This window comes from Acinetobacter sp. R933-2, from assembly GCF_030325485.1.
GTDB lineage: Bacteria > Pseudomonadota > Gammaproteobacteria > Pseudomonadales > Moraxellaceae > Acinetobacter > Acinetobacter sichuanensis.
Window position 1 is genome coordinate 271,998 of the sequence record NZ_JACAIJ010000002.1, and the last position, 22,404, is coordinate 294,401.

The window sequence follows — 22,404 nt, forward strand, 5'->3', positions numbered from 1 at the left end:
CCGCAAAACTCGTCAACCACCGCAAATTGATAAATACATCGCAGAAACATTCCTACCCAAAGTAGTCCTGCCTCAAACACGTTGCGGATGACGTTTCCGTGTATCCACATTTTTCTAGCTCCAAAGTTTAATTTTAGAGTTACTGCGTAACATCAGTTATTGATATAAAAAAACCTCATCAATCGATGAGGTTTAAGTTATTTACAAACCAATAATTTGCTTTATGCCTCTTGTTCAGAGCGATAATCAATGGCTTTATGACGCCAATGTTCTTTTAGCTGTGGCGTAAATTCCAAGTTGTTCTCATCATACACTGTGCCATCGACTTCACGTGCAATCAAACCCGCAATGCTTGCCATGGTATCGAAACCTTTTTGCACATTACTATGCGGTAAAGCCAAGAAAAATGCTAAACCTTTCACTTGCTCTGCCGATAAGGTTTCTAAATCAAAACCTGCTGGACCTTCATCCGTAATTCGCAACACAGAAAACATTAATGGGCTTGGTTCATCAATATTATCATAACGATGAAAACATGAAAGTTCGCCAAAACGTAAGCCATATTTCAATAAAACTTTCAGGGTTTTATCTCCTGAAAGTGCTTTACGTGGGTTTGGATAAACATTTAAAGCAATAATACTTTCTGCATTTGCTAATGTACTTTCATCATCAAAACGCTGCTGCTCATGTAAATGCACATCTAAAATACTACTTTCTTCATCGAATTCTTTGATTTCAGCAGTTTCAATATTTGGATTTAAACTAAACTCTTCTGTTGCAATTGATGTTTTAACTTCAGCTGATTGAGTTTCATCCGTTTTCAATGTGCTAATCACTTCTGATGACTGCTCAGGCTCAGATGCTTTCACTTCTGTCACTTCAGCTTTAACTTGTTCAGTTGTGACCGTTGTTTTTTCACTGACTGTTTCTACAGGTACAGCAACTTTCTCAGATTTTGCTTCTTCTGCAACCGAAGTTGCGTTTAAAGTATTTAAGTCTGGTTCTACGCGTGCTGCTTCTTTTGGCGGATCGGCTTGGAGTTGATCACGAACATGACGTGGTATAACAGGCTGATTACTTTCAGAATTAATATGTAATTCTGACTCTAAAGAAGGTGCTGCATCATCTGATTTGCGTAATACCATTCTTAAACCAATAAGAATAATAATGACTGCAACAACAATCCCAACGATTGTGGTGATTTCCATACTACGACTCCGCGGCTAAACCGTATTCTTTTGCCTCTTCCAAATTCACAGTGACGAGTTTTGATGTTCCCGGTTCGGGCATCGTCACACCCAGCAAATCGGTTGCCATCGTCATTGCAACTTTATTATGCGTAATGTAAATGAATTGTACTTGTTCAGAAAGCTCTTTTACCAAATTACAAAATCTTCCTACATTCGCATCATCTAATGGTGCATCTACTTCATCAAGTACGCAAAATGGCGCTGGATTTAATCTAAAAATAGAAAATACCAATGCTAAAGCAGTAAGTGCTTTTTCACCACCTGACAATAATGCCAGTGAACTGTTACGTTTACCTGGTGGACGTGCCATTAATTTAACACCCGATTGCCAGTCATCTTCAAGACTTAAACTGGCTTCACCACCATTAAACACCTTTGGAAAAAGATGTTTAAGTTCTGCATTCACTCGATCAAAAGTGCCCATAAATAACTTTTTAGTTTCTAGATCAATGCTCTTCATCGCATTTTTAAGTTGATCTACTGTATTTTCTAAATCTTGCATTTGATGTGTCAATGCTTCATGACGCTCAAATACTTCTAAATATTCTTCTGACGCTGCTAAATTTACCGCCCCTAACTTATCAAACTGGCGTTGCGCTTTTTCTAAGTTTTGCTGATGTACAGCCAGATCTAGCGTTAAGCCCTGTTTCACTTTGGCATTTAAGGCATTTAATTGTTCAGAATAATGTTGAAAATCTGACTTCGCGACTTGCCATGCTAAACGCTTCTCTTCCAACTGAGTACGCAATTTTTCATCATTTTGTTGATGTAAATGGCGAGTTTCTGTCAAACTTTGTTGTTTAGTTTGTACATTATTCAACTCAGTTTGCCATTCTTGCCATGTTTTCTGAAGCTGATCTGTATGTTTTGCTTGCGCTGTACATTCAGTTTGCAAACTTGGCAACTCAAGTTGAATTGGATCAATCTGCTTTTTCGATTGTTCTATTTGTAACATAACTTGCTGATATTGTACTTTTGAAAAGTTCATATCCTTTTCTAACAGTTCAATTTTCTGCTTATTTTGCTCTAAGAAACGACGGGTTGCTTCGAAGTTATGTTGTTTATGTTGAGAAGATTGCTGCTGCGTTTCAAGCTTTTCATTCAATTCATCAAGTTTAAATTGTGCAGTTTTATACGTAGGTAAATTATGTTCAAGTTTTAAAATCAATGCATGTAAATCAATATCTAAATCATCTTTTTGCATAGCATCTTCTTCAAGCTGCTCATCAAACTGTTGTAATTGTTGACTAAGTTGTACTTTCTGCACTTCAAATGCCTGTACAACACTTTGTTGTTTTGCAATTTGCACATCTAAATGTTGTCGCTGCTTTTGTTGAACACCAAGCTGCTCTTGATTTGTTTGTAATTGTGCTTTGCATTCATTCAACTGCTGTTGTGACTCAGAAATTAAACCTTCAACTTCTGTATATTGAACATCCAACTCCACTAAGCTTTGTTCAATCTCCTCCAAACGTAAGCGATGACTGAGCGCACCTTGTGCAGCTTGGCTTGATTCGTCAAACAATAAACCAATCACCCAGTCTTGCCCGACATGATAAGCATCCAATGTTAGTATGCTTTGTCCAACTTTCAACTGAGGTTGTAAAGTTAAGGCTTGAGGTAAATTTTCAGCAATTGCGACCTGCTGCCATATTGAAGACTGTGGAAATTCAATCCAATCTGCTAAACATATCAAATTTTCAAGCTGTATTTTTTCTAGATGGGTCGTTGCTTTTAACTGACGTGCTAAATTTTCCTGAAAAGAATGTTGTGGGTCAATAAACTGAGCCGATAACCATTTTGCCAAGAATTTTTCGATCAGATTTGCATGCGTTTTTCCTTGTGCATTAAGCTTTAAATTTTGCATCAAGGACGTCGCATTATTGTCATGTTGCTTTGAACTTTTAACCAATAATTGATTTAAGTTTTTTTGCTCCGACTGTAAAACCTGAATCTCAGATTTTAATGTTGCATATGCTGTTTTATGCTGATTATATTGTTCTTGTTGTTGCTCTAAAGCCGCTGTTTGCTGCTGAATAAGTTCTTCTAATTCAATAATTTGCTGTTGCTTCTGTACTTTTTCATGTTCAAGCTGTATGAGGTCTTGCTGTTCAAATTGCTTCTGAACTTGCTCAGTTTGCTGTTTAAAGCTTTGTTTCTGCTGCTCCAATCGAGTGATATTTTTATTTAAACTCTCAATTTGCACCTGCATCTGTGCTTTTTGTTGCTGTTGTTTTTCAACTTGTGCTTTGATCTGCTCAAAGTGTTGTTGTGCTTCAATCTGCTGTGCTTTTAAGTCAGTATAATTCTGCTGACTTTGCTGTGTTTCTGCATTTAAATTTTGCAGCGTTTCTGTCTGTTCTTCAACTTGCTCAAAGAGTGTTTCTAACTGTAATTCAAAGAGTTGAATACGCTCTTTTGTTTGGGATTTTTGCTGTTCTAGCTGCTCCAACATTTCTGTATTTTGCTGTAAAATATTATTTTTTTGCTCTAACTTCATGTGCAACTCAGCACGCTTTTTCTCTGCTGCTTGCCATTCTTGTTGCAAAGGTGAAGACTGCTGAATAAGGCGTTGAAATAAATCATTCGTCGCCGCTAAATCATGTTCTAAAGTGGTCAAATCTGAGCGAACTAATTTAAAACTTTCTCCAACTTCGTTCATTTCTATGGAATATTGTTCTTGTAAGCGTGAACTTTGTTCGCATTGAAAAGACAAAATTTCAATTTTTAATGTTCGTATTTCTGTTTCTAAGGTTTTGTATTGAACTGCCGACTCAGATTGGCGTTTCAATGTTTTTAACTGTGCTTGTAATTCACTAGAAATATCCTCTAAACGTTCTAAGTTTTGTGAGGTATGTTCTAAATGTTGCAATGTTTCTTTACGGCGTGCTTGATAACGCGATACACCTGCTGCTTCTTCAATAAAAACACGCATTTCTTCAGGTTTAGCATCGACCAAACGATTAATCATGCCCTGTTCAATAATGGCATATGAACGTGGTCCTAATCCTGTACCTAGGAAAATATCAGTAATATCACGACGGCGACATTTGGTACCATTTAAGAAATATTCAGACTTCCCATCGCGGTTCACCTGACGACGTACAGCAAGTTCAGAATACGCATTATATGCGCCTCCTAACTTTCCATAAGTATTTTCAAAACGTAGCTCAACACTTGCCATCCCCACAGGTTTACGTTTCGTTGTTCCTGTAAAAATGACATCTTGCATGCTGCCACCACGAAGTTGACGTGCACTTGACTCACCCATCACCCAACGAATGGCATCAATGACATTTGATTTCCCACAACCATTGGGACCAACCACTGCTGTACGATTTGCTTTAAATTGTAGAGTTGCACTATCTGCAAAAGACTTGAAGCCAGAGAGTTTTAAGCTGCTTAAACGCATAATGTCCTAGTTACTTGCCAACATCACTTAACGACGCGATCTCCGCGCCCAAGCGAGTTCAATTTGTTTCATACGTGTTAGTGACTCCAACACGAGATTACGCAAGTGTCGACAAAAATCTTCCATAAATAAAGTAGCTTGTTGTGATTTTCGGATTAAAATTGCATCAATCACGAGTTTTATGAGTTCTAAGCCCTCTTGTAGCTCTCTTCGTGAGGTATTTAAGGTTAAAAAATAGCTTCTACGTAAAGAAGGCAATAATTCTTTATAAAATTTCATTAAATAAGGATTGCCAACCATATCCTGCTGTTCAGCCAAATATTGGAAAATACTGTCATAAAATTTTTCAGTATTACTTTGTTTTACATGTTCATTTAATTCAAGCATTAAACGTTGCAAAGCTTCTGCTTCGTGGTTACGCCATGTTTCACTCATACGCTGCACAATTTGACCAAGAAACAAACAACTTGTATCAAATAAAGCGCGAACTTGTTGTGGTGACATTTCAGAGACAATTGCACCACGTCGTGGATAAATTTCAATAAGATGAGTCCTTTCGAGAAGCAAAAGTGCTTCTCGCACCGAGCCTCGACTCACATCAAGCTCTTTAGCGATCCGTAGTTCTTGTATACGTTCCCCTTCTACCAACTCGCCACTAATAATTTGTTCACTAATATGTTTGGCGATTTGCTCTGAAAGGCTTTCAACTTCTTCCAAATGCATAAAAATCCTGTCTTATTTGTTTTATTGTGATCAATATCATCAATTGAATTTTTATTAAAACGATTCAACCCTGATATTTCTATGTCATTGTCGGACAATTTTAGCGAATTTTGAGTCAATTGCACTGAGAATTAGACGAATAGAAGCAAATTTATTTTAAACTTGAATTTAGCCCAAAAATAGAGCTAAAAATATGACTAACTTTATCTACACTATTGATTATTTTTAAAAATTATTCATAAAAAACCTACCTATTTCCACATTTTATAGGGAAATAAGTAGGCTTAAACTTATAAAACTAAGATTACACATACAATTTAGAAGAAAGCAGAAATACCTTGAGATATAAAATATAAACCAATAGTTGTAAGTAAAGCAGCAAAACACTTTTTCAACATCGCAGGAGACAGTGCATGTGCAACTTTCGCGCCTAATTTTGCTGTAATAAAACTCATAATACTAATGCCAATAAAAGCATAGACATGCACAAAACCAAGGGTATTTGGCACATTGATTTGTGCTTTAGCTCCAAAGAACATAAAACCCAACGCACCAGCAATTGCGATCGGCAAGCCACATGCTGCTGAAGTCCCGACAGCTTTTTGCATGACTACACCATTTTTATTGAGATAAGGTACAGTCAAACTTCCCCCACCAATGCCAAAAATTGCTGAAGCAACACCAATACCACCGCCTGCTAAAAGCTGCATGGTAGTTGAAGGTAATTGCTTGGTTTCGTCTACTTTGACATTTGCCCCTTTAAACATTTTATAAGCCACCCAAATGGCAAATAGCCCAATAATCAGTTGTAAATTTGCACCTGATAGTAAACCTGCAACTCCTGCACCTAAAAATGAGCCTAAGACTAAACCAGGTGCAAGATTTTTCACGACAGACCAAAGTACAGCACCATTTTTATGATGTGCCATTAATGAACTGATTGAAGTCACCATAATGGTTGCCAATGACGTCCCCAAAGCAAGGTGCATAATCACTGTAGGGTCATAGCCCATTTGGGTAAAAACGACATAAAGAATAGGGACAATAATTAAACCGCCGCCCACACCAAATAGTCCTGCGGCAAAACCAGCGATTGCGCCAATCCCTAAATATATGATTAACTCCATAAATATTTTTCCATTCTATTCATATTCAACATGGACTTAGAAACACGTCATCTGCGCGAACTACTGAGCAAAGCACAGCAACTCCCTGAAATTTTGCTGTTAAAACATAGCACTACATCAACCAATGATGATGTACGAAATATCGCATTAAAAGGAATTAAAACAGTATTGGTGTGTAGTGAAATACAAACTCAAGGTCGAGGACAGCGTCAACGCGAGTGGGTTTCTCCGATTGGGAATATTTATTTAAGCACATTGCTGCAAACTCAAACAACAATTGATGGTCGTTTGGCTTTAGAAATTGCCTTAAATATTCTACAAATGCCAAGTTTAAGAGATTTAAGTCATTTACAAATTAAATGGCCAAATGATTTATACAGTTCACAAGGGAAATGGGGCGGGATTTTAGTTGAACCACTTTCACCCAATGAAGCTATTGTTGGCGTAGGTATTAACCTTTTACCCCTTCCCGCCGAACAAATTGACCAACAAGTAACCTCGGTTATGCAATTAGGTGTGCAATATCCTAATCGCATTCAAATGATCAGCGAACTTTACCTTGCCATTCAACAAGCAGGTCAATGGTTTGATCATGGCTGCTATAACCTTGCCGCTCGCTTCAATCATTATGCTGCATTTATGGATCAAAAAGTTCATTTTGAACAAATCAAAGGCGATATAGAAGGTACTTTCAAAGGCATCAGTGATGATGGATCTGTTAATTTACAAACAGCACAAGGTTTAATCAATGTCTATCAAGGACGTTTACGTCTAGCAAATCAAGGTGAGCTATGAATATTCACGATAAAAAACTTTGGCTAGATATTGGAAATACACGTTTAAAGTATTGGGTTACGGAAGACAATCATATTGTAGAACATGCTGCCGAATTACATCTACAATCTCCTGCTGACTTGCTTTTAGGTCTCATTCAACACTTTAAAAATTTAGCCATTACGCGAGTTGGAATCTCTTCTGTTCAAGATAAAAAAAATAATCAACGCATTGAAAAAATTTTAAAACTTCTAGATGTACCTATTTACTTTGCTCAAGTTCATGCTGAATATGCTGGGCTAAAGTGTGGTTATGATGACCCGAAACAACTTGGAATAGACCGTTGGCTGCAAGTGCTCGCTGTGGCAAATCAAGATGAAGACTTGTGTGTGATTAGTTGTGGTACTGCTTTAACCATTGATCTCACCCAAGGTCAGCAACATTTAGGCGGCTATATTGTTCCAAATTTATATTTACAACGTGACTCACTCATTCAAAATACAAAAGGTATTAAAATCCCAGATGCAGCTTTTGAAGAGCTAAGCCCCGGACGAAATACGATTGATGCAGTACATCATGGCATCTTTTTAGGCTTACTCAGCACAATTGAACATGTACTTCAACAATCTCCACGAAAATTAATTTTAACAGGTGGCGATGCTCAATTATTTGCTCAATTTTTAGGAAAATACACCCCCCATATCGAAGCAGACTTACTGCTCAAAGGTTTAGAAATTTACCTTAAAAATCAAAATTAATACCAATCTGTTAAATTAACGTTATATAACTTAGTCGCTTTTGCTTTTCTGCATAAATTGATTTAAACGTGGCGATGTTATCGTGAGGCGACATGGATGTCGCCGTTGAGCACAGGTAAAGGGACTTAGCTTGTGCTCAACAAAGGATTTTTGTCACTTTTTATCCTTGAAAAGTGAGGCATTGACTACGCAAAGCAATTTAAACCTTTCAAAGTATGTTGTGTCTGTGCAAACACATAATTTATATTATCTAACTTTAATCAAATGGTATAACATGAAAAAAAGTAAAAAAATATCAATTAAATAGAAAATCCAATGCAAAAAACAAGGATATCTACATGTATCAGCGAAAACCATTGTTCAGTGCTAGCTTAGTCAGTTTTATACTGATCGGGTGTACTCACCCATCAAATACAGCTCAGCAAAAACCACTTGAAAGAAAGACTCTTGAAGTGAACAAGCATGGCAACCATCAGCAAAATGAACAATCTATTATTGCCTATTTTGCACCCGAAGCTGCCGAATCGTCAGATTTTGCACAGAGCACTCAACTACACACTGCTGGCGAAGGCTATTCTGAAGTTCCTGTAAAAAATGGTTACTATCGGAAACTTTTAGATCGTGATCAAAATGGACGTTACTTGGTACAAGATTTCTTTCAAAATAGCCATAAAAAACAAACTGATCCTTATTGGATCAAAGAAGTCTCAGCATTAAAAAGTTTTGATGGTATATCTTCCGATGGAATAATGGTCGCCTATTATGAAAATGGCAATATACATCTAAAACATCATTATAAAGACTTTAAAAAAGTAGGAAAAAATGAGTATTACTATCAAAATGGACAAATTGCATTTGCAGAAGATGTCATTAATGATGAACTTATTTTACAAAAAATTTGGTATGAAAATGGCAAGCTCGCTGCTGACTTAAAAATCAATCCATCAGATAATCACTGTATTTTTGACAGCAAAGTTTGGGATAAAAATGGTCATTTGGTGACTGATAATGAAAAAATTGATAGTATTTTAAAGAAATTGAATTCATATTTTTAATGTCTATGAAGCATAAGTAAAAATACAGATTGATATTTACAAATTTATATTGAAAATCAATCATGATAGGTCAAAATAACAATGCAGATCATTCTGAACTGTATCTTAGATCTGTTAAAGCATATTGATAATAAGTGAACTTTATGATGTATAAATTTAAACAAATTTTTTTAGTAAGTATCTTAGGACTTGCTTTTACTGGATGTAGTAATCTACAAACGATTAATCAAAACACTATTCCTACTGAGTACAAACAACAACTCAGCACATCTGAAGCAATTATTGCCTATTTTGATAAAGATGCATCTGAGGGTGAAGAATACGATTCTGGTTATTCAGCAACCCCAACAGAAGATGGCTTTTATCGTAAATTATTAGGTCGTGATAAAGATGGACGTTTTTTAGTACAAGATTTTTATCAGAAAAATAATAAACAACAAACTTCTCCATTTTGGATCAAAGAACCTTTAGCTTTACGCAGTTTTGATATTATTTTTACTGATGGTCCAATCACAACTTACTTTGAAAATGGTCAAGTTTCATCAGTTTCAAATTATAAAGAAGGTGTAGAAGTAGGGTTATCGAAAACCTTTTATCACAATGGGCAGCAAGCTTTTGAATATGAAATAGCAGACCCAGAAGTCAATTCATATAAAATTAAATTTTGGTATGAAAATGGCAAACCTGCGGTAGAAGGTTCTGTGGTCTATAAAGATGAACAATCTATTTATGATGCTAAAGCATGGGATCGTCAAGGGCAAGCTGTCACAGACAATACACAAATCAATGATATTGTTGAAGATATCTACAAAAAAACTGATGAAGAATAAATAAGCTCAAAATTGGGAAAGAGTCTATTTATTATTCTCTTTCCCAAATCCATCAGATCAAAATAAGTGACTTCACGTTAAACCCACTTAACTTCAAACCAATAAGTGATTTAATTTTTCCCATAATTCAGAAAATTCAACAAAACCATCATCCTGCATAAAGTGCCCTGCTGATTTTATTTCAACCATCTGAGCATGTATTGCAAATCCTAAGCGGATACTCTCAGGTGCGGTAACGTAAGGATCATTATTTGATAAAAAAATAAAACGTTTTTGAATCGCAGTACGAATCACATGCTCATCAATTTTTGCTTGCTGAATAAAACCATTTAACTCAGGTAATGCAGGTAATGACGCTTTAAAAGGTGCTATTAAAAAAATAGCCTTCAGTTTTTTGCCTTTGAGTACTTCTGATAGAAAATCTAAACTACTGAGACAGCCCAAACTATGTGCAACAACAATGCTATTTTCATCTAAAGGTGAAATTTGCATATGTAAACACTCTTTCCAAACTTCATATTGTGGAGCACTAGAGTCTTCTAAATGGACAATTTCACATGCAGCGCCAACGGATTGAATTTTTTGTGCAAGCCAAGGAAACCAATGATTTTGTGGTGCTGCACGATAGCCATGGACAATAAAAACTGTATTCATATCATCATTCTTCTTATCAATCATTTTTAAGTAGCAAGGATAACTGAAGTATCCGTTTTCTAATGTAATTTTTTTATAAAAAAGGAGTACTTTAGTACTCCTTTATTGGGTGAAAAACTTATTTTTTTGGCTCATTATTACCAAATAATGGTCCCATTCCACCGCCGCCACCGAATTGTTTTTGTAAACCACCCAATGAACGCATCATTTTTGCCATACCAGATGGATTTGCAAATTTTTTCATCATTTTTGCCATCTGTGCATGCTGTTTAATCAGTTTATTAACTTCAACAACATCCATACCACAACCTGCTGCGATACGTTTTTTACGGCTAGGGTTCATCAAGTCTGGGTTACGACGTTCTTTGATGGTCATCGACTGGATAATCGCTTCCATCTTTTTGACTTGCTTTTCAGGATTCGCTTGCGCGATTGCATCTTGAATGCCTGAATTGCTCATGCCAGGCAACTTATCTAAGAAGCCCATCATCCCGCCCATCTTATTCATTTGTTCAAATTGCATCAGCATATCTTCAAAATTGAAGCTTCCGCCTTTTTGCAATTTTTTCGCCATTTTTTCAGCTTTTTCTTTGTCGATCTTACGTTCAACTTCTTCGACAAGAGAAAGTACATCACCCATACCTAAGATACGTTGTGCAACACGCTCAGGATGGAATGGCTCTAAGGCATCAAGTTTTTCACCCATACCTAAGAATTTGATTGGCTTACCTGTGATTGCACGAACAGAAAGTGCTGCACCACCACGTGCATCACCATCAGTCTTGGTCAGAATTACACCTGTTAACGGTAAGGCATCATTAAATGCTTTTGCTGTATTGGCAGCATCCTGACCCGTCATTGCATCAACAACAAATAATGTTTCAGTTGGGTTAATCGCAGCATGTAATGCTTTGATTTCATCCATCATGTCATCATCAATATGCAAACGACCTGCGGTATCGACAATTAACACATCATTGAAATTAATTTTGGCTTGACCAATTGCACGTTGCGCAATTTTAATTGGGTCTTCAGAAGCATCTGACTCAATAAAGTCAACACCAACTTCAGCCGCAACAGTTTGTAACTGTTTAATTGCCGCTGGACGATAAACGTCAGCAGAAACCATTGCGACTTTTTTCTTTTGACGTTCTTTTAAAAAACGTGCAAGTTTCGCTGCGGTTGTGGTTTTACCCGCACCTTGCAAACCAGCTAGAAGTACAACAACAGGTGGCTTTGCAGCTAGGTCCAAAGTCTCATTCGCTGCGCCCATCATTTTGGTCAATTCGTCATAGACGATCTTCACGAAAGCTTGACCTGGAGAAAGCTGAGTCATGACTTCTTGACCCAATGCTTCTTCCTTAACTTTCGCGATAAACTCACGAGTTACAGGTAAGGCAACGTCCGCTTCTAGAAGTGCCATACGCACTTCACGCAACGTGTCTTTAATGTTGTCTTCGGTTAGCTGCCCTGAGCCAGTAACATTTCTTAAACTCTGCGTGAGTCGTTCTGTTAAGGTATCAAACATTGCAAAATCCGCTTAAAATAGCTAGTAGCAAAAAAATCTTTCTTAAAATAGAAAATTTCTGCATAAGATGCGATAGGATACTTGAGTTCATATCGAATTTATATCTTATAACATGAATATTTATCATCCCGAAAAAGGTTTGACATGATTAGCCTCCCCTTGGTTTACACTATTTTAGCATTAATTGCCTATACCACATCATTTTGGTATTTATTTATGCATCTAATGTCTAAACGTGCACCAAATCATTGGTTTATTGGTGTCGTGTTGGGTTTAGGCTTAGTTTTACATACTCTAGTCGTCTCTTCTAGTATGTTAACTCCGTTAGGCATAAATTATGACGTCTTCAATTTAATGTCCTTTACCTCAGGCTTAATGCTATTACTAAGTGTATTATTTAGCACCTATCGTCCTGTTATTGCTCTAAATTTATTAGGAATCCCTGTTGCTGCTTTAGGCTTAATTTTAGGTTTTGCTTTTAGCTTACCTCGCCAATTTATGGAGGTGCATTCTTTAGGGCTTGATATTCATATTATTTTATCTTTATCTGCCTATGCAGTCTTATTGATGGCAACAATTCAAGCCATTTTAATTTGGTTACAAAATAGAGAGCTCAAGAAAAAACAAAAAAAACGCGTCTGGGTCAGTTTATTGCCTCCTTTACAAGTGATGGAATCACTTCTATTTGATATGTTAGTGGCTGGGTTTAGTTTATTGACCATTGCTCTAGGTTTTGGCTTCTTTACCGTTGATAACTTTTTTGCACAGCATTTAGCACATAAAACTGCGTTTAGTATTATTTCTTGGTTCGTTTATGGTGCGTTGTTGATTGGACATTACAAATTTGGTTGGCGTGGTCAAAAAGCCATTCGCTTTACCATTATTGGCTTTTTCTTATTGGCAATCGGCTTTATTGGTTCAAAATTTATTTTGGAAATGGTGCTAAATCGTTAAAGTTCAGGAGAAAACATGTCTAACTTTCTCCTCAACTTAAAAATAATTCGTCAAATTAAGTTTTTTGACTTGTTTTAAATATGTAACTTATTTAATCTCCTAAAAAAAATATGTATTTAAAATTTATCAAAAAAGGCTTGATTATGAATATTATAACGCATCTTGAATATGACGACTCAAATACAATAACTGAGGATCAATGTCGTCAATGTGATCAAGTTTTTCTCATCAAAGATGCAGATCCTAATTATGATGGAATTGTGTCAACCTATGACAATGATCGTTATTGCACATTTTCTTGTGTCACTGAGAAGAAAAAATAGTACGAAATGAGAGAATATTTTGTTTATTTATAGCAAATACATAAATGAACATGATGAAATCACTTTATTTAAACTTGATCGTGATTTTTATTATCTAAATGTGTATTCTCAATTAAAACGGACACTCAAAATTCTTCTGACTTAAAGCATACTTTTGAATGCTCTTTTTAAACTCAGCGTTAACATCACGCTCTTTATCATGACCTCTGCTAGACAACTTATGTAAAAAAAAGTATAACGCTCCTGTTTAGATTTCGCATTTAGGTAATTCAGTGAAACTTGTGCTTGCACCAATGGAAGGCTTAACCGATCCAATTATGCGTGATGTTTTAACATCAGTTGGCAGCTTTGACTGGTGCGTCACTGAGTTTATTCGTGTCACCGATTCGGTATTACCCGATCATATTTATCACAGCTATTGCCCTGAATTAAACAATGACGGTAAAACAGCAGCAGGAACACCTGTACATGTGCAGTTTTTAGGAAATAATCCAGACATGCTTGCAGCCAATGCGGTTCGTGCTGCTGAACTTGGCGCACCTGCAATTGACCTTAACTTTGGCTGTCCTGCAAAAACTGTAAATCGTCATCGAGGTGGTTCAGTACTCTTAGATGAGCCTGAAGTAGTACATGAGTTGGTTAAGGCTGTACGTGATGCTGTACCTATGCATATTCCTGTATCAGCAAAAATGCGTTTGGGTTATATGGATCGAAATTTTACCATGGAAAATGCGCATGCCATTGAAGACGCAGGCGCAGCATGGGTAACGGTACATGCGCGTACCAAAGCTGATGGCTATACACCGCCTGCTTTTTGGGATCTTCTTCAGCCGATCCGTGAATCACTCAACATCAATGTCATTGCCAATGGTGAAATTTGGACAAATGCTGATGCAAAACAATGCCAACTTGAATCGGGCTGTGAAGATTTAATGATTGGTCGCGGTGCTGTTACGACACCTGACCTAACCCAATGTATTCGAAAAAATATTGATGAACCATTGATCACATGGAATGAATTACTGAGTTTACAAATTCGTTTTCTAAATGGTGACTATAAAAAAGAAGTGAATATGGTCGGACGTTATAAACAATGGCTAGGCATGATGTCTAAACACTATCCTGAAGCTCAAGCCTTATGGAGTGAAGTTAAACGTTTGAAAAAAATTGATGAAGTACTTGAAAAACTCAACCTTTCAAAATGTTAACTTCAACTCATAGCTTATTGCTTTAAACCTTTCACTTCTGCAACAACAGTGGGTAATTGCCAAGCACCACCAGCAAAACCTTTACATAGTCCTGTTGTTGCATCCAAAGTTTGGATATAACGCTGTCCATTCCACGTCCATGTTGCTTGCGACCAACAATCGCCAATACCTCGCCCTTTATGGTTTTCAAATAACTGGCTATCGACTTCATCACTAATGGAATAACTGACAAATTGTTTTACTGCACTCAAGTCTTTATTCATGACCCAAACGCCCCAACCAAAGTTATAAGCCCCTTTCCAACAAGCATTGGACACAGCATTTAGGTCTTTTGTGAGAGGCGTAATCACCAAACGGTCTGTGTCTGAGTATTCAGATTGATCAAATAAAATAGGACAATCATCAGCATTTGTGGTCTTTTTTAACAAAGTTATGATTTTTTGTACTTTTTCACTTTTTGGTAAAAGCTTTATTTCTTTCGCTTTTATTAAATCTTGAGCTACAACAATCGGCTTCGCTGCTGCTGCCAAAACATTGCGATTGACTTGAGTACCTTTTTTAATCAGTGCCGAGGAAGTTCCTATACGTTTTTGAAACTCATCCATTTTTAACAATACAGCACTCATTCCTTGCCCTGACAAAGTATAACGCTGTTGACCTGATTCAAAAGTTACCACAGCTTCACGCTGTGCTGTTGTGAGCAAAGCTTTGAGTTGGTTGGCATTGAGTAGATTTGACTCAGTATTATTTTTCACCCAACCATAAGATTTTCCATCTATTTTGAGTTCATACTTGTCACTAGTTTTTTGATTTTCTTCTAATTCACCAAACTGTACTTCTGCAAGTATGGGCGTATTTTCACCTGCTTTTCGGGTTAATAATACACTTATAGGGTCATTACTATCACCATTTTGATAACCTGCTGCACGACAAGTTCCTGTATTATCACAGGCTAACATCCAATCTTTATGTTCAAAACTAAGCCCTTGAATCGCCGCAAAACTACTATTTTGTATGAACAAACACAAAAAGCTTAAAGCTATTTTTTGTTGTAAATTAAAATTCATCTCAATGCTCTAATTGTATTTAAATCCTTGTTATTTTAAAGCAAGTTGATGAAAAACCTATTGAATTATTGTTGTTTAAAATACTCTACTTTGTACTGTACCTTGAAAATTTAAACAGTCCACTATTCTTATTTTTTGTACAGCAGACAGCTCATCAATCTTAAACCATTGATACATTGAATGCTCTTCGCTTAACTTGATCTCAGCATCTTTTGCTAAAGTACATTTAAAAATAAAAGCATGGGACTTCACTACAGAATGAAAATAAACACCTGACAAATAATCGATTTGAATGTCACAACCAATTTCCTCACGACACTCACGAATTAAAGCCGCATGAATCGTTTCTCCTAGATCTAAAGCGCCGCCTGGTAAACCCCATGCACAATCAGCATAAGTGGCTTTTAATAAAAGAACTTCATTTTGAGTATTACAAATTACAGCATGCGAACTCATACGATAAAAATCATGAAAACTCATGGAAAATCCTTTTCCCTACTCAAAGATAATTCAGAGTTTATCTCATGAGAAATGCTTGCATTTCATAAAACACGTTTCTTTTTTGTACCTGATGCTATAGCTAGATTTCCACACAACAGGATTTATCAAAGCGGTTATACCACTAACTTCAGCTTAGATTTGATTTCTAAATCAATGGCTTTGCCAGTGAGCATATTTACAGGTACCGAAATATGTTGATGCAGTAACACCCATGTATCATTTTTTTTCTGCAAACATAATGTTGTTCGACACCAAGGCATTTTAAATATCTCTTTTAATTGTGTATTTTCCAACTTGGAATAACAATATAAAAATGCCGAATCTGCTAAAACATGAATTTTAATATCACGTCGAGTAATTTTCATATTTGCAGTGAAATATGGGCTAACTTTTTCCCATTCACGTTTATATTGTTCAAGCCCACTTAACTGCGAACTGACATCAAAAAGACTAACATTTTCTGCATAATGTTGAGTCATTTCATCAATGCTTTGATTCATCAATGCCTTATCCCACTTTTTAATTTGTTCTAAGACTTCATGTGCAATGGTTGCATCACCTTCTATATCGACAAGCATATACTTATTCTCAATTGCTTATAATATTTGTGATTAATTTGACATTTTTATTCAAAAATAACAACTGAAAAATGATTTTTTACAATAAAAAACATACAATTAAAAAAAATATTAAAATAAAATTGTAGAAAATATAAACAATTTAAAAACTAATTTAAGTGGATTTCAGTCAATTTCCAATCTACATAATGACGTTGAAAAATAAATTGAGTATTTTTAGCTGCGAATGTTGGAACGATCACTTGAAATGTATTTATAGAAATATAACGTGCATCGATATCATTCTTTTTTAAAACTTTCGGTAAGGATACTGGCTCTATTTCTAGTACCTGCGCTACTAGATGTTCTTGTGGCAAAAACGTCTGAGAAATTAATTTTTTTGTTGTAAATTGAGAAAAATCAAATTTTTCTTTTAATTGTTTACCCTGAAAAAGTAAAGCAACAGCCTCTGGGGTTAATATTTTTTGCACCACTTGATGAGAAATTTGCTCAGTCAAATGCTCTCCCCATTGTCCAATCCATGTATGATTGTTTTCTAAGCCAATACTTTGATTCATTTTTTTCTGAATCTGAGGCTCTAAACTTGCCTGTACACGTGCATAATCAATATATTTTGAAATTTTCTCTGCTTGATTATTCTCAATGGCTTGATTGATTTGATATAACATCCAATAAGGTGACACTAACCAACCGATCAGCAAGAGGACAATGAAAAAAATGGTCATCACTAAACTTTTTTTCATTGCCCATTCCTTGATAAATCAATTAAAAAACTATTGGCTTATCATCTTATATTTATGCCTTTTTCACAAATTCAGATTTTAATTTCATTGCACCTATGCCATCAATTTTACAATCAATATCATGACCATCACTTGCATTCGTTAATAATCGAATATTTTTAACTTTAGTACCGACTTTTACGACAGATGAAGAACCTTTAATTTTTAGATCTTTAATTACAGTAACAGCATCACCATCAGTTAAAACTGTACCAAAAGCATCTTTGATGATGTCGCTTTGGTCTTGAGCAGGTTGCTCACCTTCTTTCCATTCATGTGCACATTCAGGGCAAATGAGTAAATCGGCATCTTCATAAGTATATTCAGACTGACATTTTGGGCAATTTGGTAATGACATAACAACCTCAAAATAAAGGAAAAAATGGCATATACTATAGCCTATATCTATCGCTATTTATAGACCAATCCCATATTTATTTTAAGGCTTTATAAATCCACCATCATGATGCAATTTTTAAGTCAACCATTACAAGTTGCTATTCTGGGTACTAATGATCTGGAATGTTTGGATTGACCAATAAAGATAACAGTTGTAAAGATTCTTGCCATCCTAAGTAGCAAGCAGCCACAGGAATTAATTCAGGAATCCCTGATTGAGTGATAAATAGTTCAGTCCCAACCATTGTAGATTTAAGTTCAATCTGCATTTCAATTTGACCTTGTAAATGTAAATCATCAAATTGATCGCTATAACGAATGCGTTCATTGGGTACTAATTCATGATAAATACCACTAAAAGTATGCTGTGATCCTGTCGAAAAATTTGTAAATGAAATTTTATAATCTCCACCTTCTACAGCATGAAGATAGTGAATTTTAGCGGTAAAACCATGGGGTGCCATCCATTTTACGAGGGCATCAGGGTCTAAAAAAGCTTGGTATACACGTTCTGGCGGCGCACTAAATACTCGATGAAGCTGAATCACATTTCCCATACTCGACTTTCCTTCCTTGTTGTTTTTCTGCTTTCAGTGTACTGCTGCTAACAAAGTCTTGTGTATTTCTTTCGTGTATGGAAACTTAAAAATTCCTATAAAAAAAGCATATCGTAGAAGATATGCTTTTTTATTTAAATCATGTGAAAATTATTTCATTTCACCCAGTTCAATTTCCTCATATTCTTCATCATCAAAGATATAAGTACTACAACCCCAACCATCATATTCACCCGAAAATTGTTCAGCGATTTTACTAAACCATTCTTCTAGATCAACAATATCTGAATAATCAGGTAATAGGTTTACAAAAACAGTGATCACCCACTCATTAGGTTCAATCTCTTCATCTAAATACATTGAAATTTTTTGTTCTTCAAGCAATAGATGAATAGCACACTTTTCTGCTAATTCTTGTGTTTTAAAATATAGTGAAAATTCAATTTCATGTATTTCGTTTAAATCATCACCATCTTCTTGCATTTGCCACAATAAATTGCCGTTATCATCATCAGGGAATTGTTCAAAATCGCGTGTCATTGGGGCTTCCTTATTATCTTTGCCATTTTTGTTCTCGTAGATTAACTGAGTTTTATTGCAATTTGGCGATTAAATCTTTACTGAATATGAAATGATCAAATAAATTTAAAGAAATTGTTTCCTACACGCAGTCTCTTTTACCCTATCATTTATATTTTAGATTAAATACCTTTTTCAATTAACTTTTCTATATATTTCCGATCTTTAATGCTGATTTGTGGTTGCATTTTGATTTGTTGAATAGTCAATAATAAATCTTGGTTATGCTCTTGTTTTGCCTGTTCTAAATACCGATTAATTTTTTCTAAATCTGTAGCATCTGCGGGAGTAAAATCATAAATCATGAGAATTGCACTCATCATTAGAAAGATAAACAGTATAAATCTTCGATTTTCCTTTGTAACCTCATAGGGTGACAAACCTTTAATGGTGATATAAACCAACCAAAAAATGATTCCACCCCATGATAAAACTAACAATATAATTAAAATTATTTGAGCGATTGCAGGTTGTATCATTTTATTATTTTCCAATGTTATACAGGGTGATATTTATAAAAATAATGAAAATTCAAATGAATCTTAAAAAGGTACATCTCCCTGAATGATAACTTTTTCACCATTTAAAGGTTGTATAAACTCTAAATAACTCGCATGCAAAGCCATACGCTTTAAAGGGCTTTTTTCAGGATCAGGATGATAAATTTTATCTCCTGTAATCGGGTGTCCAATATACATCATATGTACTCTTAATTGATGTGAACGCCCTGTAATCGGTGTGAGTAAAACCCGAGTAATATCTTGCTGCTCATCATAATTTAAAGCTTGATACAATGTTTTGGCAGATTTACCTAGCTCAAAATGCACCATTTGACGAGGACGATTTTCCCAGTCTGTAATAAGAGGAACATCTACACTGCCCTCACCTTCTAATTTCCCCTGTACCAAAGCAATATAATTTTTCTTAACAGTACGTGCCTGAAACATTTTACTGATCGCAACTTCTGCATCTCTATGTTTAGCAAACATTAAAATACCCGAAGTCGCCATATCTAAACGATGGGTAATTTTGGCATGAGGATAACGTTCTAATACACGGAAATAAGCACTATCATGATGTTCAGGTAAGCGCCCCGGAACAGACAATAACTCTGCGGGTTTATCAATCACGACCAAGTCTGCATCTTCATAAATAATTGAAAGTGGCTCTTGGGGAGGCATATATACAAATGTTTGGTCTAAAGGCATATCAAGAAAATCAAAAAAACTGCGCAGATTTTAAGTTTTACAGATCTAAATCACCAGCAAAAAATTAACATACTCTTTTAAATACTTAATTTTATGCCATACAAATAACAGTTTGAGACTTACCTTGTGCTTTAGATTGGTACATTAATTGGTCTGCTTGATGCGTTGCGACATCTAAATTTTCAGGCAATTGCTCGAAAATACGAATTCCCATACTAAAATCTACACCATAGCGCTGTTTTAATGTACTGGTTAAAAATGCTGTTCGTAGTTTTTGTTCAAAAATTTCCGCACTTTTTTGATGAATGTCTTTTAAAATCATGACAAATTCATCACCACCTAAACGAGCAACCACATCGTCAGGTCTCGCAACAGATTTTAAAATTTCTGCAAATTCAACTAAAATATCGTCGCCTTTACTATGCCCATATTGGTCATTGACTGCTTTAAAACCATCTAAATCAATCAAAGCAATCGCTATTTTGTACCCTGATTTATTTTTATATAATCTTAATTCATGATATTGCAAACCAAAAGCTCGCGCATTATTGAGTAAGGTTAAGCTATCTTTCATTGCCATTAAGGTCATTGCTGCCAAGTTTTCACGAACTTTCATCACTAAAAATGCAACAACACTAAAAAATCCTAAACGTACTACAGCATTCCAATAAGGAATAATAATATTTGAATAATGATGACCTGAGACAAAGTCTGCATATAACCATGTAATTCCTGCTGCAATAATGGTAAAAATCGTCACTCTTTTATTATCGAACCATGCTGCAATCGACACAGGAATTAAATAAAATACAGCAAAGGAATATTCATAGCCTGTTGCAATATCAATCCATCCCCAGATTAAAATCATCAAGAGAATGATCACACGTCGAGCCAAAGTATTTATTGAAAGAATTTTCTCAAGTTTTTTCATCTTTAGACTCTCAATATTCACATTAAATACATAAACTTAAAGTTTATCAGCTTTTTCTGAGATTTTAATTATAGTCTTATCTACAAAAAATTATGGTGCGATTTATCAATCCTTAATCTTTATTTTTTACTTTGCATTACTCTGTTTTAAGCCAATACCTTGCCAAAATTCTTGGGGATAATTAAGTTTTGGCTGTCCCACCCAACCTTTAAGAATATCTAAGTGATAACCATTGTCTACTTTGTGATAACTGACCGAATTTAAAGCGAGTAAATCCCAATCCCCTGTATACTTTAGGTCGTCCAAAGACGCTGGATATTCACCAAATCGTACTTTGTGTAATTCAATTAAAGCAATTGCTGTTTTAAAATGTTGGTCTCCAAATTGCTCATCAGCATGTTGTTGAAAATGAGTAAAATCACCACAAGCGTTTAAGCAAAAAGATAGAATAAATAAAATTAAAAATTGATAAGTTTTCATCATCTTCTTCATCGTTTCTTTATATTATAAAAATCAATATTTTAAATTTAACTTTCATCTTCACCAATAGCTCAACTCTATTTTTAAACTGTCACTGTTACTATGTTATGAGTGCATAAAATCACTCATGATGATAAATCTTTGTACAATATAATGACTCAGTATTGGGATTCAAACGGTTAAATAAATATGAAATTTCTACATTTAGGATGTATTTTATGCTTTGCAGGATGTACTACAGTAATAGAACAAATGCCTAAACAGACTAATCCTTCCACACAACACGCCTTACAACAAAGCGTATATCAATACACTCAAGACCAAACCCAATATTTATCAGCTTTTCATGATTTAAATCAAGATGGTCAACCTGATGCTGTAGTATTACTACAAGGTTTAGACTGGTGCGGCTCTGGTGGATGTACCTTATTGATTTATCAAGGTTTACCTAATCAGCAATTTAAATTAATAAATAAAACCACCGTTACAAGTCCACCTATTTATGTCAGTCAACAACAAAGTCATGGTTGGAAAAACTTAGTTGTACAATCTCGCAATCAGGGTGCAGTGCAATTAGCTTTTAATGGAGTGGCTTATCCAAATAATCCATCTTTACTGCCTGTTTTAACCACACAACAATCTGAAAAGATGCAGCTTTTAATTGCAAGCAAATAATGCGGCATCCTCTTATTTCTTAAATCAAGGCAGTGGCTACTGCCTTGATTT

Annotated in this window: 24 protein-coding genes and 2 pseudogenes; 8 read left to right on the top strand and 18 right to left on the bottom strand. The window is 35.4% G+C overall.

From position 1 onward, the window contains the following. Positions 1-221: 221 nt before the first annotated feature. The 5 genes and pseudogenes from HX005_RS19670 to HX005_RS03885 all read right to left on the bottom strand — a co-directional run. Positions 222-773, bottom strand: a pseudogene (locus tag HX005_RS19670) (cell division protein ZipA C-terminal FtsZ-binding domain-containing protein); the annotation flags it as partial. A 218-nt stretch (positions 774-991) separates the two neighbouring features. Continuing rightward, positions 992-1,208: pseudogene (locus tag HX005_RS19675) on the bottom strand (cell division protein ZipA C-terminal FtsZ-binding domain-containing protein); the annotation flags it as partial. A gap of 1 nt (position 1,209) precedes the next feature. Continuing rightward, entirely contained in the window at positions 1,210-4,662 is a 3,453-nt protein-coding gene (gene smc / locus HX005_RS03875; protein ID WP_286376342.1) for a chromosome segregation protein SMC, read from the bottom strand. Positions 4,663-4,689: 27 nt separating this feature from the next. After that, positions 4,690-5,385, bottom strand: a complete 696-nt coding sequence (locus tag HX005_RS03880; protein ID WP_286376343.1) for a GntR family transcriptional regulator — start codon at positions 5,383-5,385, stop codon at positions 4,690-4,692. 317 nt (positions 5,386-5,702) lie between these two features. Next, positions 5,703-6,512, bottom strand: a complete 810-nt coding sequence (locus HX005_RS03885; RefSeq protein WP_286376344.1) for a sulfite exporter TauE/SafE family protein — start codon at positions 6,510-6,512, stop codon at positions 5,703-5,705. Between the two features lie 30 nt (positions 6,513-6,542). Between HX005_RS03885 and HX005_RS03890 the strand changes: the two genes are divergently transcribed. From HX005_RS03890 to HX005_RS03905, 4 genes are all read left to right on the top strand, one after another. Further along, complete coding sequence (locus tag HX005_RS03890; protein WP_286376345.1) at positions 6,543-7,307, top strand: biotin--[acetyl-CoA-carboxylase] ligase; 765 nt, start codon at positions 6,543-6,545, stop codon at positions 7,305-7,307. Continuing rightward, positions 7,304-8,044, top strand: a complete 741-nt coding sequence (locus HX005_RS03895) for a type III pantothenate kinase (RefSeq protein ID WP_286376346.1) — start codon at positions 7,304-7,306, stop codon at positions 8,042-8,044. Before HX005_RS03890 ends, HX005_RS03895 begins: the two co-directional genes overlap by 4 nt. A gap of 338 nt (positions 8,045-8,382) precedes the next feature. Further along, complete coding sequence (locus HX005_RS03900) at positions 8,383-9,099, top strand: toxin-antitoxin system YwqK family antitoxin (RefSeq protein WP_286376347.1); 717 nt, start codon at positions 8,383-8,385, stop codon at positions 9,097-9,099. A gap of 143 nt (positions 9,100-9,242) precedes the next feature. Continuing rightward, positions 9,243-9,929 carry a toxin-antitoxin system YwqK family antitoxin gene (locus HX005_RS03905; protein ID WP_286376348.1) on the top strand — a complete coding sequence of 229 codons (687 nt, stop codon included), beginning with the start codon at positions 9,243-9,245 and terminating at the stop codon, positions 9,927-9,929. Positions 9,930-10,022: 93 nt separating this feature from the next. Here HX005_RS03905 and HX005_RS03910 read toward each other — a convergent pair whose 3' ends face one another. Then, on the bottom strand, positions 10,023-10,583 hold the full coding sequence (locus tag HX005_RS03910) for an RBBP9/YdeN family alpha/beta hydrolase (protein ID WP_286376349.1): 561 nt from the start codon (positions 10,581-10,583) through the stop codon (positions 10,023-10,025). 118 nt (positions 10,584-10,701) lie between these two features. Next, on the bottom strand, positions 10,702-12,111 hold the full coding sequence (gene ffh, locus HX005_RS03915; RefSeq protein ID WP_107008196.1) for a signal recognition particle protein: 1,410 nt from the start codon (positions 12,109-12,111) through the stop codon (positions 10,702-10,704). 144 nt (positions 12,112-12,255) lie between these two features. Here ffh and HX005_RS03920 point away from each other — a divergent pair, with 144 nt between their 5' ends. The 3 genes from HX005_RS03920 (at position 12,256) to HX005_RS03930 (ending at position 14,596) form a co-directional block, all read left to right on the top strand. Then, on the top strand, positions 12,256-13,065 hold the full coding sequence (locus HX005_RS03920; protein ID WP_107008197.1) for a cytochrome C assembly family protein: 810 nt from the start codon (positions 12,256-12,258) through the stop codon (positions 13,063-13,065). A 143-nt stretch (positions 13,066-13,208) separates the two neighbouring features. After that, a complete protein-coding gene (locus HX005_RS03925) occupies positions 13,209-13,388 on the top strand; it encodes a hypothetical protein (protein WP_286376350.1) in 180 nt (59 codons plus the stop codon). A gap of 272 nt (positions 13,389-13,660) precedes the next feature. Next, positions 13,661-14,596, top strand: a complete 936-nt coding sequence (locus tag HX005_RS03930) for a tRNA dihydrouridine synthase (protein ID WP_286376351.1) — start codon at positions 13,661-13,663, stop codon at positions 14,594-14,596. Between the two features lie 14 nt (positions 14,597-14,610). Here HX005_RS03930 and HX005_RS03935 read toward each other — a convergent pair whose 3' ends face one another. From HX005_RS03935 to HX005_RS03985, 11 genes are all read right to left on the bottom strand, one after another. Beyond that, positions 14,611-15,663 (bottom strand): DUF1176 domain-containing protein, encoded by a 1,053-nt coding sequence (locus tag HX005_RS03935; protein ID WP_286376352.1) that lies wholly within the window; start codon positions 15,661-15,663, stop codon positions 14,611-14,613. A 75-nt stretch (positions 15,664-15,738) separates the two neighbouring features. Continuing rightward, complete coding sequence (locus HX005_RS03940; RefSeq protein ID WP_286376353.1) at positions 15,739-16,143, bottom strand: NUDIX hydrolase; 405 nt, start codon at positions 16,141-16,143, stop codon at positions 15,739-15,741. A gap of 134 nt (positions 16,144-16,277) precedes the next feature. Continuing rightward, the gene (locus HX005_RS03945) at positions 16,278-16,742 is read right to left on the bottom strand and encodes a nuclear transport factor 2 family protein (RefSeq protein WP_107008200.1); all 465 of its coding nucleotides are present in this window, start codon (positions 16,740-16,742) and stop codon (positions 16,278-16,280) included. A gap of 149 nt (positions 16,743-16,891) precedes the next feature. Continuing rightward, positions 16,892-17,485, bottom strand: a complete 594-nt coding sequence (locus HX005_RS03950) for a DUF2939 domain-containing protein (RefSeq protein ID WP_286376354.1) — start codon at positions 17,483-17,485, stop codon at positions 16,892-16,894. Between the two features lie 52 nt (positions 17,486-17,537). Continuing rightward, a complete protein-coding gene (locus HX005_RS03955) occupies positions 17,538-17,882 on the bottom strand; it encodes a zinc ribbon domain-containing protein YjdM (RefSeq protein WP_107008202.1) in 345 nt (114 codons plus the stop codon). A 151-nt stretch (positions 17,883-18,033) separates the two neighbouring features. Continuing rightward, positions 18,034-18,480 carry an SRPBCC domain-containing protein gene (locus HX005_RS03960; RefSeq protein ID WP_286376355.1) on the bottom strand — a complete coding sequence of 149 codons (447 nt, stop codon included), beginning with the start codon at positions 18,478-18,480 and terminating at the stop codon, positions 18,034-18,036. A 150-nt stretch (positions 18,481-18,630) separates the two neighbouring features. Continuing rightward, positions 18,631-19,020 (bottom strand): ribonuclease E inhibitor RraB, encoded by a 390-nt coding sequence (locus tag HX005_RS03965; RefSeq protein WP_107008204.1) that lies wholly within the window; start codon positions 19,018-19,020, stop codon positions 18,631-18,633. A 161-nt stretch (positions 19,021-19,181) separates the two neighbouring features. Further along, the gene (locus HX005_RS03970) at positions 19,182-19,538 is read right to left on the bottom strand and encodes a hypothetical protein (protein WP_286376356.1); all 357 of its coding nucleotides are present in this window, start codon (positions 19,536-19,538) and stop codon (positions 19,182-19,184) included. Positions 19,539-19,601: 63 nt separating this feature from the next. After that, on the bottom strand, positions 19,602-20,267 hold the full coding sequence (locus HX005_RS03975; protein WP_286376357.1) for an RluA family pseudouridine synthase: 666 nt from the start codon (positions 20,265-20,267) through the stop codon (positions 19,602-19,604). Between the two features lie 91 nt (positions 20,268-20,358). Then, positions 20,359-21,198: a GGDEF domain-containing protein gene (locus tag HX005_RS03980; protein WP_107008207.1), complete on the bottom strand. Its 840-nt coding sequence runs from the start codon at positions 21,196-21,198 to the stop codon at positions 20,359-20,361. A gap of 126 nt (positions 21,199-21,324) precedes the next feature. Then, a complete protein-coding gene (locus HX005_RS03985) occupies positions 21,325-21,678 on the bottom strand; it encodes a hypothetical protein (RefSeq protein WP_286376358.1) in 354 nt (117 codons plus the stop codon). 189 nt (positions 21,679-21,867) lie between these two features. On the opposite strand from HX005_RS03985, the gene HX005_RS03990 reads away from it, so the two are divergent. After that, a complete protein-coding gene (locus HX005_RS03990; RefSeq protein WP_286376359.1) occupies positions 21,868-22,353 on the top strand; it encodes a COG3650 family protein in 486 nt (161 codons plus the stop codon). Positions 22,354-22,404: the final 51 nt, after the last annotated feature.

Bases quoted from the DNA above. Each gene is read 5' to 3' on its own strand.
- HX005_RS03905 (WP_286376348.1), top strand. From the start codon at position 9,243: ATGATGTATAAATTTAAACAAATTTTTTTAGTAAGTATCTTAGGACTT.
- HX005_RS03990 (WP_286376359.1), top strand. From the start codon at position 21,868: ATGAAATTTCTACATTTAGGATGTATTTTATGCTTTGCAGGATGTACT.
- ffh (WP_107008196.1), bottom strand. From the start codon at position 12,111: ATGTTTGATACCTTAACAGAACGACTCACGCAGAGTTTAAGAAATGTT.
- HX005_RS03920 (WP_107008197.1), top strand. From the start codon at position 12,256: ATGATTAGCCTCCCCTTGGTTTACACTATTTTAGCATTAATTGCCTAT.
- HX005_RS03955 (WP_107008202.1), bottom strand. From the start codon at position 17,882: ATGTCATTACCAAATTGCCCAAAATGTCAGTCTGAATATACTTATGAA.
- smc (WP_286376342.1), bottom strand. From the start codon at position 4,662: ATGCGTTTAAGCAGCTTAAAACTCTCTGGCTTCAAGTCTTTTGCAGAT.
- HX005_RS03925 (WP_286376350.1), top strand. From the start codon at position 13,209: ATGAATATTATAACGCATCTTGAATATGACGACTCAAATACAATAACT.
- HX005_RS03945 (WP_107008200.1), bottom strand. From the start codon at position 16,742: ATGCTTGTCGATATAGAAGGTGATGCAACCATTGCACATGAAGTCTTA.
- HX005_RS03975 (WP_286376357.1), bottom strand. From the start codon at position 20,267: ATGCCTTTAGACCAAACATTTGTATATATGCCTCCCCAAGAGCCACTT.
- HX005_RS03900 (WP_286376347.1), top strand. From the start codon at position 8,383: ATGTATCAGCGAAAACCATTGTTCAGTGCTAGCTTAGTCAGTTTTATA.
- HX005_RS03880 (WP_286376343.1), bottom strand. From the start codon at position 5,385: ATGCATTTGGAAGAAGTTGAAAGCCTTTCAGAGCAAATCGCCAAACAT.
- HX005_RS03940 (WP_286376353.1), bottom strand. From the start codon at position 16,143: ATGAGTTTTCATGATTTTTATCGTATGAGTTCGCATGCTGTAATTTGT.
- HX005_RS03980 (WP_107008207.1), bottom strand. From the start codon at position 21,198: ATGAAAAAACTTGAGAAAATTCTTTCAATAAATACTTTGGCTCGACGT.
- HX005_RS03970 (WP_286376356.1), bottom strand. From the start codon at position 19,538: ATGATACAACCTGCAATCGCTCAAATAATTTTAATTATATTGTTAGTT.
- HX005_RS03950 (WP_286376354.1), bottom strand. From the start codon at position 17,485: ATGAAAAAAAGTTTAGTGATGACCATTTTTTTCATTGTCCTCTTGCTG.
- HX005_RS03895 (WP_286376346.1), top strand. From the start codon at position 7,304: ATGAATATTCACGATAAAAAACTTTGGCTAGATATTGGAAATACACGT.
- HX005_RS03965 (WP_107008204.1), bottom strand. From the start codon at position 19,020: ATGACACGCGATTTTGAACAATTCCCTGATGATGATAACGGCAATTTA.
- HX005_RS03890 (WP_286376345.1), top strand. From the start codon at position 6,543: ATGGACTTAGAAACACGTCATCTGCGCGAACTACTGAGCAAAGCACAG.
- HX005_RS03910 (WP_286376349.1), bottom strand. From the start codon at position 10,583: ATGAATACAGTTTTTATTGTCCATGGCTATCGTGCAGCACCACAAAAT.
- HX005_RS03935 (WP_286376352.1), bottom strand. From the start codon at position 15,663: ATGAATTTTAATTTACAACAAAAAATAGCTTTAAGCTTTTTGTGTTTG.
- HX005_RS03985 (WP_286376358.1), bottom strand. From the start codon at position 21,678: ATGAAAACTTATCAATTTTTAATTTTATTTATTCTATCTTTTTGCTTA.
- HX005_RS03885 (WP_286376344.1), bottom strand. From the start codon at position 6,512: ATGGAGTTAATCATATATTTAGGGATTGGCGCAATCGCTGGTTTTGCC.
- HX005_RS03960 (WP_286376355.1), bottom strand. From the start codon at position 18,480: ATGGGAAATGTGATTCAGCTTCATCGAGTATTTAGTGCGCCGCCAGAA.